This is a genomic window from Thalassobacillus devorans MSP14 (assembly GCF_000496835.1).
GTDB classification, from domain to species: domain Bacteria; phylum Bacillota; class Bacilli; order Bacillales; family Halobacillaceae; genus Thalassobacillus; species Thalassobacillus devorans_B.
The window spans coordinates 42,709-55,850 of record NZ_KI543236.1 but is presented as its reverse complement, the minus strand read 5'-3'; the positions used below and the strand labels follow the sequence as shown (position 1 = coordinate 55,850).

11 protein-coding genes are annotated in these 13,142 nt (G+C 43.3%); 2 read left to right on the top strand and 9 right to left on the bottom strand.

What is annotated here, in order from left to right:
* Positions 1-51: 51 nt before the first annotated feature.
* From yhbH to P855_RS0101020, 6 genes are all read right to left on the bottom strand, one after another.
* Positions 52-1,218 carry a sporulation protein YhbH gene (yhbH, locus tag P855_RS0101045; RefSeq protein ID WP_028781854.1) on the bottom strand — a complete coding sequence of 389 codons (1,167 nt, stop codon included), beginning with the start codon at positions 1,216-1,218 and terminating at the stop codon, positions 52-54.
* A gap of 317 nt (positions 1,219-1,535) precedes the next feature.
* The gene (locus tag P855_RS0101040) at positions 1,536-1,751 is read right to left on the bottom strand and encodes a hypothetical protein (RefSeq protein ID WP_028781853.1); all 216 of its coding nucleotides are present in this window, start codon (positions 1,749-1,751) and stop codon (positions 1,536-1,538) included.
* A 109-nt stretch (positions 1,752-1,860) separates the two neighbouring features.
* Positions 1,861-3,147: a 2-oxoglutarate dehydrogenase complex dihydrolipoyllysine-residue succinyltransferase gene (gene odhB / locus P855_RS0101035; protein ID WP_028781852.1), complete on the bottom strand. Its 1,287-nt coding sequence runs from the start codon at positions 3,145-3,147 to the stop codon at positions 1,861-1,863.
* Positions 3,134-6,013, bottom strand: a complete 2,880-nt coding sequence (locus P855_RS0101030; protein ID WP_037985550.1) for a 2-oxoglutarate dehydrogenase E1 component — start codon at positions 6,011-6,013, stop codon at positions 3,134-3,136. Before P855_RS0101030 ends, odhB begins: the two co-directional genes overlap by 14 nt.
* A 242-nt stretch (positions 6,014-6,255) precedes the next feature.
* Positions 6,256-6,417, bottom strand: coding sequence for a hypothetical protein (locus P855_RS22340; protein ID WP_200865932.1), 162 nt, complete (start codon positions 6,415-6,417; stop codon positions 6,256-6,258).
* A gap of 141 nt (positions 6,418-6,558) precedes the next feature.
* On the bottom strand, positions 6,559-8,454 hold the full coding sequence (locus P855_RS0101020) for a PrkA family serine protein kinase (protein WP_028781850.1): 1,896 nt from the start codon (positions 8,452-8,454) through the stop codon (positions 6,559-6,561).
* Between the two features lie 667 nt (positions 8,455-9,121).
* Between P855_RS0101020 and P855_RS0101010 the strand changes: the two genes are divergently transcribed.
* Positions 9,122-9,943 carry a lipoate--protein ligase family protein gene (locus P855_RS0101010; RefSeq protein ID WP_028781848.1) on the top strand — a complete coding sequence of 274 codons (822 nt, stop codon included), beginning with the start codon at positions 9,122-9,124 and terminating at the stop codon, positions 9,941-9,943.
* A gap of 27 nt (positions 9,944-9,970) precedes the next feature.
* Positions 9,971-10,918 carry a lipoyl synthase gene (gene lipA / locus P855_RS0101005; protein WP_028781847.1) on the top strand — a complete coding sequence of 316 codons (948 nt, stop codon included), beginning with the start codon at positions 9,971-9,973 and terminating at the stop codon, positions 10,916-10,918.
* A gap of 40 nt (positions 10,919-10,958) precedes the next feature.
* Here lipA and P855_RS0101000 read toward each other — a convergent pair whose 3' ends face one another.
* The 3 genes from P855_RS0101000 to P855_RS0100985 all read right to left on the bottom strand — a co-directional run bounded on the left by P855_RS0101000 (position 10,959) and on the right by P855_RS0100985 (position 12,925).
* Positions 10,959-11,198 (bottom strand): hypothetical protein, encoded by a 240-nt coding sequence (locus P855_RS0101000; RefSeq protein ID WP_235062596.1) that lies wholly within the window; start codon positions 11,196-11,198, stop codon positions 10,959-10,961.
* 341 nt (positions 11,199-11,539) lie between these two features.
* Positions 11,540-12,013: a tRNA (uridine(34)/cytosine(34)/5-carboxymethylaminomethyluridine(34)-2'-O)-methyltransferase TrmL gene (gene trmL, locus P855_RS0100990; protein ID WP_028781845.1), complete on the bottom strand. Its 474-nt coding sequence runs from the start codon at positions 12,011-12,013 to the stop codon at positions 11,540-11,542.
* Positions 12,014-12,058: 45 nt separating this feature from the next.
* The gene (locus P855_RS0100985; RefSeq protein WP_037985548.1) at positions 12,059-12,925 is read right to left on the bottom strand and encodes an amidase domain-containing protein; all 867 of its coding nucleotides are present in this window, start codon (positions 12,923-12,925) and stop codon (positions 12,059-12,061) included.
* Between the last annotated feature and the right edge of the window lie 217 nt (positions 12,926-13,142).

Genomic DNA, 13,142 nt, shown 5'->3' with positions numbered 1-13,142 from the left:
TTCCACTCTCTGTATGGTAAAAAACAAAAAAGAACCAGCTCAATGAGCTGGTTAAACGGTCATTTCTTCTTCTTTTCCACTTAAGAACTTCTGCATAGCATAAAGCACATCGGCTTTTTTCCGTAATACATAATAACTGAACTTCGGATGTTCTATTTTTTTATAGACCTGCATTAAACTGGAATGGCGATTATACTGGTTCACTTCCCCGTATCCGAATAGACTGGATACCTTCAAAAGCTCCTCGATAAGCTGAATGCAACGTTTGTTGTCTGAGGTTAGGTTATCTCCGTCTGAAAAATGAAAAGGATAGATATTATAACGCTCTGGAGAATATTTTTGATCGATCAGCTCAAGTGCTTTACGATAAGCAGAAGAACAAATCGTTCCACCGCTTTCCCCTTTGGAGAAGAAATCATCTTCGCTGACTACTTTCGCTTCTGTATGATGAGCGATGAATTCAATATCCACTGTCTCATATTTTGACTTCAAAAAGCGGTTCATCCAGAAGAAGAAGCTTCTTGCCATATATTTTTCCCATAATCCCATCGAACCTGACGTATCCATCATCGCGATGACTACTGCTTTCGATTCAGGCTTTATAACATCATTCCATGTTTTGTAACGGACATCCTCGGGATAAATCGGTGCAAACGAGGAAGTACCTTTCATGGCGTTACGTTTAAAGGCTTCGAGCATCGTACGTCTCTTATCAATATTTCCAGTCAGTCCTGTTTTCCTGACATCGCTGAACTCAATATCCGTGGTAACAATATTATCTTTCTCTTTTTCTTCCAGGTTCGGAAGTTCTAATTCTTTAAATAATGCTTCTTCCAACTCAGCAAGACTGATTTCAGCTTCATAATAGTCTTCCCCAGCCTGGTCTCCTGCTCCTTCACCTTTTCCTGCTTTCTTGTCTCCAGATCCGTCTCGCGCTACGACATCGCCTACTTGACTGTCTCCATCCCCCTGACCAACATGTTTATTCTTATCATGATTGTAACGAATCTTATATTCATCCAGTGATCGAATTGGTATCTTAACAACATGTTTGCCCTTAGACATGATGATGTTTTCTTCGGTGATCAAATCTGGGAGTTGATTCTTCATGGCCTCCTGAACTTTTTCCTGATGGCGCTTCTGGTCGTCATGTCCTTTTCGGTGGAGGGACCAATTTTCTTCTGCAATCACAAAATTCTTCTCTTCAGCCAACGTCATCCCCTCCTGCTATAGTATTATTCTATTCTATGCAGGTTTGTCGATTTTGATTAAATATTCAGACTATTAATTTAAAAAAATACCATTCATATTCCACCTATAGGCCTTAAAAAACTTGATTTGACAATGATTCATTTAGCCTGGACTCTATTCTATTAAATTTATTGGAGGTCTCAATAAAAAAAGAGAACCCTTGCTCTTCATACGGAATCGAGCGAATGGCCTATCTTACCTCCTTTCTTCTCTTACACACCATTTAAGCTAAATAAAAAACACCCCATGGCAAAACCCATGAGATGTATGCTGTACACGTATTATTAATCCTCTTCATTTTCCTCGTTACTCTCGGCTTTCATTTGTGAAAGAAGCTCTTCACTCGCTTTTTCTGCTGATGTCACTTCTGTCAGCCCCATAAAAGACCAGCCCTTAGACTCGACCCAGTCCATGAACTCATTCAGAAATTCATCATGGGTGAGATCAACATCATAAATTGCTCCATTTATGGAGATTGTTTTCTTCGGGTATATAATCATGTTGAAAGAACGCGGTGTCTTCATATGATCCCACCTTTCCTATTGGTACTTACAATGTATCAGAAAAAGCGAATCCCCGCCACATTCGATGACGAGGATTCACAAAGTTTTAACCTTCCAGTAATAGATCGTATGGATCTTCGATCAATTCTTTGACACGTACCAGGAATTGGACCGCTTCTTTTCCATCTACAATCCGATGGTCATAAGAAAGAGCGATATACATCATCGGGCGAACCTCAATGCTGTCATCCGGCATAACCATAGCGCGTTTTTGAATGTTGTGCAAACCAAGGATACCTACTTGCGGCGCATTCAAAATCGGTGTGGAAAGCATGGAACCGAAAGTACCTCCGTTAGTAATCGTGAACGAACCGCCTTGCAGTTCATCTAACTGCAATTCTTTGTTGATCGCTTTCTTGGCGAGACGTGAAATATCTTTTTCAATGCCTGCAAAGCCTAAACGATCTGCATCACGGATTACTGGTACGACCAGACCTTCATCCGTGGATACAGCCATACCGATGTCATAGAATTTCTTTTTCACGATTTCATTTCCTTGAATTTCTGCATTTAACAGTGGGAATTCTTTCAAGGCACCGATAACAGCCTTTGTGAAGAAGGACATGAAGCCCAGTTTGATATCATGTTTCTGTTGGAAGTCTTCTTTACGTTCTTTGCGCAGCTGCATGACCGCAGACATGTCTACTTCATTGAACGTGGTCAGCATCGCAGAGTTTTGTTGCGCTTCAACCAGGCGCTTTGCAATCGTCTGACGACGACGAGACATTTTCACACGCTCGACCGGCTTATCGAATTCTGTTTTTTCATTATTTTTCTCTGCTTTTTTCTCTTTCTTAGGAGCTTCCTGCTTCGTTTCTTTTTCTTGAGAACCACTGGCAGCAGCATCTACATCTTCAGGTCGGATACGGCCTAATGGATCGCGGGCACTGATTTCACTAAGATCGATCCCCAGTTCACGGGCGCGTTTTCTTGCAGCAGGAGTTGCTACGACATCGCCTTTTCCGCTTTCTTTCTCAGCAGTTTTTTCTTCTTTCTCTTTTGGTTCTTCTTTCTTTTCCTGCTTAGCTTCTTCTTTCTTCTCTTCTTTTGGCTCTTCTTTTTGATCGGAGGAGTCTTCAGAAGATCCGCCAGCTTCCCCATTTTCATCGACTTTGGCAATAACATCGCCAACTTCGACATCGTCTCCGGCATCTTTTACGATTTCCGTCAAAACTCCGCTGGCATCAGCATTTACTTCAACGTTGACTTTATCTGTTTCCAGTTCCAGAATCGGATCACCTTTTGATACCTTGTCTCCCTTTTTGACAAGCCATTCAGCAATCGTTCCTTCTGTAATAGACTCAGCTAACTCAGGGACCTTAATTTCTTTCACTTGAATCTCCTCCTTTAGACATCATAAGTGCTTCATTGATGATACGTTTTTGTTCTGTCTTGTGGATGTTTGGCTCACCGACTGACGGAGAAGCACGATGTGGACGTCCGACATAACGGTGGATTTGGCCTTTATTTAGTAATCGATGGAGGATACCCTCGACGAAGTACCAGCTTCCCATATTCTGAGGTTCTTCCTGTACCCATACCAATTCTTCTAAGTTCGGATATTCATCCATGATTTCTTTCAAGCGCTGATCAGGGAATGGATAAATTTGCTCGACCCTGACACCTGCAATCGTATCAAAGTTTTGGCCTTCTGCCTTTTCTGTAGCATCTTCTATCTCGACCATGATTTTTCCGCTTCCGATCAGTAAAGTTTTTACTTTTTCCTTATTTTCACTTAAACCAGGCTGACGGGTGATAGTGTTGAATTTTCCTTCACTGAAACGTTCACCCGGATCAGCTATACGCTGGTTCCGTAATAGACTCTTAGGAGTCATCAACACCAATGGACGAGCTTCTTCTTTACCGCTGATGGCAGCTTGTCTGCGCAATAAGTGGAAGTATTGGGCAGCTGACGTCACATTTGCAACCGTCCAGTTGTTTTCTGCTGCCAGCTGTAAGAAACGTTCCAAACGCGCACTGGAATGCTCTGGTCCCTGACCTTCATAACCATGAGGCAATAAGAAGACCATGCTTGTCTTCTCTCCCCATTTCGCTCGACCAGCTGCTACGAATTGATCAAAAATAACTTGTCCGGCATTGGCAAAGTCACCAAACTGTGCTTCCCATAATACAAGCGATTCTGGTGCCTGGACACTATAGCCATACTCAAACCCTAACACACCTGCTTCGGAAAGTGGGCTATTGTGAATAGCGAATGATGCATTCGCCTGCTCCAAGCCGTGCAGTGGATTATATGTTTCCCCTGTTTCGACATCGTGAAGTACCATATGACGATGAGCGAATGTACCACGTTCACTATCCTGACCAGTAAGCCGTATCGGCAAGCCATCTTCTAAAATGGAAGCAAATGCCAAAGCTTCTGCTGTAGCCCAGTCCACTTTACCGCCATCTTCCAGCATCTTGCTTCTACGCTGCAAGATTTTTTCCAGCTTTTTAAAGCCATTGAAGCCTTCCGGGCGCTTCAACATGCCTTCGTTTAAAGCTTTTAAACGTTCAAAATCAACAGCTGTTTCAATCTCTTCCAACGTGTTTTCTACTGCTTCCGGGCGCTTCTCCGCTTCAGGTTCAGCTGTTTCATTTTCCTTCATGTTCTGATAAAGCTCACGAAGTTTATTTTCGCCTTTTTCTTTCATCTCTTTGAAGTCTTCTTCTTTGATGACACCTTCCTGCTGCAGTCTTTCCTGATAAATAGTTGCAGCGGTAGAATGATTATCAATTTCCTTATATAGGTGCGGCTGTGTTGCACGGGGTTCATCCATTTCGTTATGACCGTAACGACGGTAACCGACCAAGTCAATTAAAAAGTCTTTGTGGAATTTCATCCGGTATTCATAAGCCAGGGCCGCTGCTGATAGACATGCAATCGGATCATCGGCGTTGACATGGACCACCGGAATTTCAAATCCTTTTGCTAAGTCACTGGCATACCTAGTAGAACGTCCGTGTTCACGATCCGTGGTAAACCCGACAAGGTTATTAGCAATCACATGAAGCGTACCGCCTGCACGGTAGCCAGGCAAGTCACTCATGTTCAAGGTTTCCGCAACTACGCCTTCTCCGATAAATGCAGCGTCTCCGTGAATCACGATGCCAAAAGCTTTATCCTGAATATGTTTCGGATATCCCGCTTCCGAACGGTCATCCTGTGCTGCCCTTGTGAATCCCTGGACAACAGGGTTGACAAACTCCAAATGCGACGGATTATGGGCTAGCGTTACTCGCGTGGAATGCTGTTCCCCATTTTTTATTTCCCGGCGTGCCCCAAAGTGATATTTAACATCCCCGGTCCAGCCATAGTTGATTCCCATCGAACCTTCTGACGGTACCAGTTCTTTGTCCGGGGAGTGATGGAATTCGGAAAAGATCTTATCATATGGCTTGCCGAGAATATGAGCAAGTACGTTCAAACGTCCACGGTGTGCCATACCCATCATGATATGTTCCGTTTCGTCAGCGTAAGAAGACTGGATGATATGTTCAAGCATCGGCACCATGATATCCAATCCTTCAATCGAGAAACGCTTCTGCCCGACGAAAGTTTTAGCGAGGAAATTCTCGAACCCTTCAACGTCCAATAACCGGTTCAACAACTGTTTCTTTTCTTCGTCGCTCAAAGAAACAACGAAGGAGCCAGTGTCAACCTTATCTTGCAGCCATTGCCGCTCTTCTTCATTATTTACATGGTCGTATTCAAAGGAAATTGTACCTGCATAACGCTCTTTCAGCGTTTTTACGACCTGTAAAGCATTTTTTAATTTGACTGGGGAATCCGGCCATACCCAGTTCGCCGGGATGGCTTCTAAGTCTTGTTCAGTCAAATTGTAGGTAGCCGGATCAAGAAGCTCTGAATACCGCTCTTTCCCCCCAACGGCATAAATATCCGCTTCTAAGTGTCCATGACGACGAATAGCCTCAACAAGTTTATATGCTGAGGTCACTTTTGCAATATCCTGTTCCGATGGTGCAGCGGCGCCATTGCTTGTAGTGCGTTCGGCTCCGGCTTCCATCCAGACAGGCGCCCCATGCTCATCGAACATTTCCTTTAAAGAAGGATCGACGGCATCAGGGTCTTCGGTATAAAGTTCATATTGTTCTTCGATGTACCCCGTATTGGGGCCGTGAAAGTTGTCCCAAAAGCTTTCTAGTGACCCATTGTTTGACAAGTTGATTACCCCCATGTAGATTTGTCTATCGTTGTGATTAACGTAAACGTTTGCAAAACCTAAATGACATTATAGGTTCGATTGATTTGTTCTTCAAGAATTATAACCTAATTATTCGACTGAAAACAACAAATTCATTATAACAAGAAAGACGCACCTGTGGGTACGTCTTTTACAACTTTTCGACAATGTTTAACATGAAAAGCTTGGAAGTATGATGTCCATGCGAAAAATCCTCGGGATTTCATTTGTATGGGTTATTTATCGTGCTGTTTGGGATCAGGCTCCTTCCCTTTCTCTTTCACTTCTTCATTCGTATTCATACGCTCCATTACTCTTCCTTGATACTTGACCTCTTTCATATCTTTTGCCATTGAACTATTGTCCGGCTTATCCTTTTCCATTCTTTTATCACCCATACGCACACCACCTTTTTAATTGACTATACCCTGGATTGCTTCTGGAAAAACCTGATAATTGTAAAACTATTAGCTGACCCTACAACTTACTTAATGTAAAAAAAGCATGTGAAAGGATATCCTTCCACATGCTTTTGGTGATTACCTGTTTAACAGACTTCCTACATAACGGAGCAATTCATTGGCCGAGCTGGAATTATAACCATACTCATCTACCAATGTAGCAATCACTTCATTCATTTTCTTCAGTTGCTGCTCGTCAGGTGTTTTCGTAGAGGTGGTAATCTTTACAATATCCTTCAGGTCAGCAAACAATTTTTTCTGAATCGCTTCCCGCAGCCGCTCATGTGAATGATAATCGAATTTTTTCCCTTTTCGGGCATAAGCACTGATACGAATGAGAATTTCTTCGCGGAAGGCTTTTTTGGCATTTTCAGAAATCCCGATCTGTTCTTCAATCGACCGCATCAGTTTCTCATCTGGATTCATTTCATCGCCTGTCAACGGATCCCTGATTTTAGACTTGTTACAGTAAGCTTCAACATTATCCAAATAATTGTCCATCAGTGTGACTGCAGATTCTTCATAGGAATATACGAATGCCTTCTGAACCTCTTTCTTCGCCAACTCATCGTATTCTTTACGAGCGACGGAGATGAAATTTAAATAGCGCTCTTTATCTTCTTTAGATATGGAGGCGTGGCTATCCAGCCCATCCTTCAATGACCGCAGCACATCGAGTGCGTTAATTGAGGTCATCTCTTTCTTGATGATTGTAGAAGAGATTCGGTTGATGACATACCTCGGATCGATGCCGCTCATTCCTTCATCCGGATGTTCCTTTTGCAATTCTTCGACATCCACTTCGCTGAAGCCTTCTACATTTTCTCCATTATAAAGCCTCATTTTCTTCAGTAAATCCACCTGACCGCGTGTTGAATCTTTCAGACGTGTCAGAATCGTGAACATGGCAGCGATTTTCAGCGTATGTGGTGCGATATGAACATCCTTGATATCACTCTGGCGAATCATTTTTTCATAAATACGCTCTTCCTGACTGACTTTCAAATTGTAAGGTACAGGCATGACGATCATCCGTGAGTGCAACGCTTCGTTCTTTTTATTAGCAATAAAGGAACGATATTCTGCTTCGTTAGTATGAGCGACAATCAGCTCATCTGCCGAAATCAACGCAAACCTTCCTGCTTTAAAATTCCCTTCCTGCGTCAGGGACAACAAGTGCCAGAGGAATTTCTCGTCACACTTCAACATCTCCTGGAACTCCATCATCCCGCGGTTCGCTTTGTTCAGTTCGCCATCAAAGCGATAGGCACGCGGATCAGACTCAGACCCATATTCTGCAATGGTCGAAAAGTCTATCGAACCTGTGAGGTCAGCAATATCCTGTGACTTAGGATCAGATGGACTGAAGGTACCGATACCGCAGCGTTTATCTTCAGAGAAGAAAATACGTTCCACAAGTACATCTTCAATCCTTCCACCATACTCTTCTTCGAGCCGCATCATGTTCAACGGAGAAAGGTTTCCTTCGATGCGGATACCATATTGTTCTTCAAAGTCAGGACGTAGGTGGTGCGGAATCAAATGCAGTGGGTCTTCATGCATCGGACAGCCTTTAATGGCAAAAACCGCCCCCTTATCCGTATGGGAATACTTCTCTAACCCACGTTTCAAAATATTGACCAGAGTAGATTTACCCCCACTGACCGGTCCCATAAGTAATAATATCCGCTTGCGTACATCCAGACGCTTGGCTGCCGGATGGAAATATTCCTCCACCAGCTTCTCCATCGCATCTTCCAGGCCATAAATCTCATGTTCAAAGAATTTGTACTTATGGTGCCCCTGTTCTTCTTCAATCCCTGCGTCTTTAATCATATTATAAACACGCGAATGTGCAGATTGAGCTAAATAAGGCCGTTCCTTCAACAACTCTAAATAATCAGAAAAGGTTCCTTCCCATTTCAGCTTCTCCTCTTCTTCCCGGTAACTTTGAATCTTTTTCAAAATATCCAATGTACTACCTCCCCTGTAGATAATGGGCAAAAGCTGATTAATAAAGTCTATGTAGCAAATGTACAGGTGATGAATAGATAATGAGAAGAAGTCAGAAAAACTTGTCCCTTTCATCAAAACAGCCAGGGGATCCAGGACGATAGTACATGCCGGCTTTAAATGCCGACACGGCTATCCAGTCAAATCACAAGCTCACTCCCAGGCTATTTAGAAAGCAATCAGGGTAAAAAAAGACTGACCCGATCCAGGTCAGTCATCCTCATCCATATACTGCTTTTCAAATTGATACTGCTTTCGTCTTCTCAGTCCTAAAACCAGAAATACGATAAATAAAATAATGTTCAATATTCTAAAATCAGGATAAATAAATGCTAAAATGGCCCAAATCACTGAGCTTACTAAAAAAAGTACACTCGAATAAAGAGTTTGGCTCACCAGGGACTCCTCCCTTACGTGGTTTTGGCTGACCTGTTGTCCATTTTCCTGCTTATCCCATATCCTATCGTCAATTTCACAGATTTACAATATGAATGCAATTTTGAAGGGCCATAAATAATGCACCTTTTCCTTTTCACTCCCTTTTGACACATAAAAGGCTACCTTGTTAAACTTAGTTTATGCATTTTACTTAATTAAAGTATGAAATATTTTTACAGAGAAGAGGATCATGATGAGTGAGACTTGGTATTATGTCGACACTGGCCATGCAACTCCGGCCTTCAACATGGCAATGGACGAGTTACTGCTTGATTGGCATAGTGAAGGAAAAATCCCTCCTGTTTTACGTTTTTATGGCTGGGAACCCGCCGGACTTTCTGTTGGCTACTTCCAAAAGGTGCAGGGAAAAATCGACCTGGAAGGCGTCAAACGTCACGGATTTGAACTCGTACGTCGGCAAACAGGCGGCCGCGCAGTACTCCATGACCAGGAATTGACGTATAGTGTTATTGTATCAGAAGAGCACCCGGATATGCCTAAATCCGTTAAAGAAGCCTATTTAATCATCTCAAAAGGACTGCTGCATGGGTTCAGGAATCTTGGCATCCAGGCTGATTTCGCTATTCCAGAAGGAAAACTGGAGACCACCGGTTCTGCGGTCTGTTTTGAAGAGCCTTCATGGTACGAACTGATCGTCGAAGGGAAAAAAGCCGCCGGGAGCGCTCAGACTAGAAAAAAAGGAGTCATCCTTCAACACGGATCGATTCCCATTGACGTGGATGACGGAAAATTATTCGATATGTTCATTTATCCGAATGAACGAGTAAAGGAAAGGGCACGTAAAGCCTTCGGTGGTAAAGCGGTAGCTATCAATGAAATCGTGTCAGAACCAATCACTTTTGATAAAACGAAAAAAGCATTCAAGCAGGGATTTGAAACGGGATTGAATATCAGACTGGAGCCTTTTCAGTTGAATGAGGAGCAATTACAGGCTGTCCATCAATTAGCAGAGCAACGATACCGAAATGATAAATGGAATTATGCGCGATAATTTTTACTAAAGGAGTGTCAAAAACACATGGCTAAAAAAGAAGAGTACATACGAAAACCGGAATGGCTGAAGATTAAAATCAACACGAATAAATCTTACAACCGATTAAAAAAATTGATGCGCGACAAAAAACTTAATACGGTCTGTGAGGAAGCCCGCTGTCCGAACATCCACGAATGCTGGAGTGAACGGAAAACAGCGACTTTCATGATTCTTGGCGATACATGCACGCGAGGCTGCCGCTTCTGCGCGGTCAAAACCGGCCTGCCGAATGAACTCGACTGGGGTGAGCCGGAGCGTGTCGCAGAATCCGTAGAAATCATGGAACTGAAGCACGTCGTGGTCACAGCCGTTGCTCGTGACGACTTGAAAGATGGCGGTGCAGCAGTTTTTGCCGAAACAGTAAAAGCCATCCGTCGTCGTGTACCTGGCTGTACAGTAGAAATTTTACCTTCCGATATGAAAGGCGACTATGAAAGCCTCCACACATTAATGGAAGGAAAGCCGGACATTTTCAACCATAATATCGAAACGGTCCGCCGATTGACCAAGCGCGTCCGTGCCCGTGCCATGTACGATCAATCCCTAACCCTTTTGAAACGGGTAAAAGAAATCGCTCCTGACACACCGACAAAATCAAGCATCATGGTTGGCCTTGGTGAAACGAAAGAAGAGATCATTGAAGCGATGGATGACTTGCTGGCACATAACGTCGACATCATGACAATCGGACAGTATTTGCAGCCGACCAGGAAACACTTGAATGTAGAACGCTACTATCATCCTGATGAATTCGAGGAATTGAAGCAAATTGCTCTGGAAAAAGGCTTTAGACACTGTGAAGCGGGGCCGATGGTTCGTTCTTCCTATCACGCTGACGAACAAGTCAATTCCACATCAGCTCAGCGTCGTATTAAATATATGCAAGGCTATGAATCCCAAGGTGAAAAATTGGATAACGTGAATTTTAATTAAATAAAGCCATCCTGACTTGAGGATGGCTTTTTTGGATGGATTAATAATAGGGATAATAGTATGGTGGATAATAAGGTGGGTAGTAGTAATACGGCGAATAATAAGGATAAGGATATAAAGCGCTCCCTAACAATCCGCCCAGCACTCCTCCAAAAAATGGAGAACCATAAAATCCACCGTAGCCCCCATAATACGGCCTTCTCGGTCGTCTTCCAGGACGTGGGCGCTGCCTTTCATCCTCGATCTCCATCATAGCTTCAGGCAAGTAATCATAGTCCATTTTCTTCCTCCCCTTTCTGTACAGCGTAACCTATGCTTCACTGTATGTGGGGACATACCCAGATGTATGGGCAGGAGTTTATAGACTTTTGTACGATTAAGAATTCACATCTTTGGACAATTTAGTTATAATAAGGGTTAGTTGATATTGTAGAGAATAAAGGAGGCGCCATTGTATGAAACTAGCGTTGATTATCGGAGTATGTGTGACATTCCTGACATCTATTTTCGCTGCTGGATATGACGAAAAGCCAGGTACCCCGCAAAAATAAACATAAGATCGAACAAAACCCGCATCCAATCAGATGCGGGTTTTTCATATGGATTCCAGTCCTCTTTTTTTCACGTAAGGCCGGGGAAATTTTGCTGGCGCAGCGCTTCATAAATCAAGATTGCTGCTGTATTGGATAAGTTAAGAGAACGGACTTTATCTGTCATATGAATGCGTAAACACCTGTCTTCTTTTCCTTCCAGTAAATCGAGAGGAATGCCGTCTGTTTCTCTTCCAAACACGAAAAACAAATCTTTTTCAGGCCGATTGAAATCGTAATCCGTATAATGTTTCGTCCCGAAATTCTCGATATAATAAAATTCCCCTTCTGGATAGGAGTTATATAATCCGTTCAGGCTGTCATGATAATGGATATCTACCTCATGCCAGTAATCAAGACCGGCCCGGCGAAGCATTCTATCATCCGTTGAAAAGCCGAGCGGGCGGACTAAATGCAGGGTAGAACCGGTAGCGATGCAGGTCCTTGCAATATTTCCCGTATTAGCGGGTATTTCTGGTTGGTATAAAACGACATGAATAGGCATCTTCTTCACCTCTGGTTGCTTAATGACCCGCTTATTATAACATACTCACTCTCCGATTCGGAAAAACTTATATTCGATGTTCGGCGTATAAGCGGTAGAATCTTCATAAGACCAGTACCGCATTCTGCTGTTAGAAGTATGGGCATTTACCAGCGGCATCCCGTCGGCGTCTTTACTAACGACAATCGTATTATGATTCCATCTTCCGTCCCCTTCAAAATCATAGCAGATGACATCCCCTGGAATCAGTTCCTTCGGTGAATCGACTTCCTTACCAGACAGTCCTTGCCGTGAACCGCTCAAATACCAGCGGAAGGAATGGGCTACGGCCCAACTGTAACTCCATGATTTTCCCGAATACCACCAGCCTTTTCCCCGGTTCGGAGCCCCCCACATCGGAGCTCCTCCCGCCCGCATGCATTGTGAGATAAAATTCGTACAATCATCTGTGAATGTCCGATATTGAGGGTTATAGCTGTTCCACCAGCGTTCTGCGTAACGCACAGCACTTCGGCGGTCATAATTGAAACGGAGGTCCCGTACCTCTTCCATCGGAATCGGCTCATATTTCTTATCTTTTTCTACAGGTGCATTCTTTTCCTCTGTGAATTCATGAAATAAAATTTCATTGTGTTTCATCTGTGCCCGGCAGTCCATTTCTAATTCTTCCAAATAGAAGTCGTCCTTCTTTTTTAGTACAAAGTTAGTTTTTAACATATAACGCAGATCTGTCCTGTTATCAGAATCCTTCACCCGCTGATAAGGGGTGACAGCTCCAGAAACACGAGCTATCCGGTATCCCCGTTCTCGGTGAAGCTCCCATTTCCTCTTCAGCCAAGGGACGTTTTCCATATCCCGCTGACTGGTCAATACCTCATTCCAGAAATCTGTAAGGATATTACCATTTACCATCAGTCCTCCTCCCTCCCCTATCAGTTTATGATACGAAGAGGGTTTAACAACTAAGAAAAGCGCAAGCGCCCTGAAAGACACGGGACTCATAAGCAAAACGGCTGGAGGAAGTCGTTCTTTCCTTCCAAAAGACGGGTTGCTTATGCGTCTCGTGTCTGGGTGCTTAAGCTAGCCAATTCTTCCCAGCCCGAATTTTATACTTTCTTATATTAAAAAA

What these genes read in the sequence shown, in the direction of transcription:
- yhbH (WP_028781854.1), bottom strand. Translation starts at nt 1,218, where the DNA reads ATGACGTTGGCTGAAGAGAAGAATTTTGTGATTGCAGAAGAAAATTGG.
- trmL (WP_028781845.1), bottom strand. Translation starts at nt 12,013, where the DNA reads ATGCCTATTCATGTCGTTTTATACCAACCAGAAATACCCGCTAATACG.
- P855_RS0101040 (WP_028781853.1), bottom strand. Translation starts at nt 1,751, where the DNA reads ATGATTATATACCCGAAGAAAACAATCTCCATAAATGGAGCAATTTAT.
- P855_RS0101000 (WP_235062596.1), bottom strand. Translation starts at nt 11,198, where the DNA reads ATGGACTATGATTACTTGCCTGAAGCTATGATGGAGATCGAGGATGAA.
- P855_RS0100985 (WP_037985548.1), bottom strand. Translation starts at nt 12,925, where the DNA reads ATGGTAAATGGTAATATCCTTACAGATTTCTGGAATGAGGTATTGACC.
- P855_RS0101030 (WP_037985550.1), bottom strand. Translation starts at nt 6,013, where the DNA reads ATGGGGGTAATCAACTTGTCAAACAATGGGTCACTAGAAAGCTTTTGG.
- P855_RS22340 (WP_200865932.1), bottom strand. Translation starts at nt 6,417, where the DNA reads ATGGGTGATAAAAGAATGGAAAAGGATAAGCCGGACAATAGTTCAATG.
- P855_RS0101010 (WP_028781848.1), top strand. Translation starts at nt 9,122, where the DNA reads ATGATGAGTGAGACTTGGTATTATGTCGACACTGGCCATGCAACTCCG.
- lipA (WP_028781847.1), top strand. Translation starts at nt 9,971, where the DNA reads ATGGCTAAAAAAGAAGAGTACATACGAAAACCGGAATGGCTGAAGATT.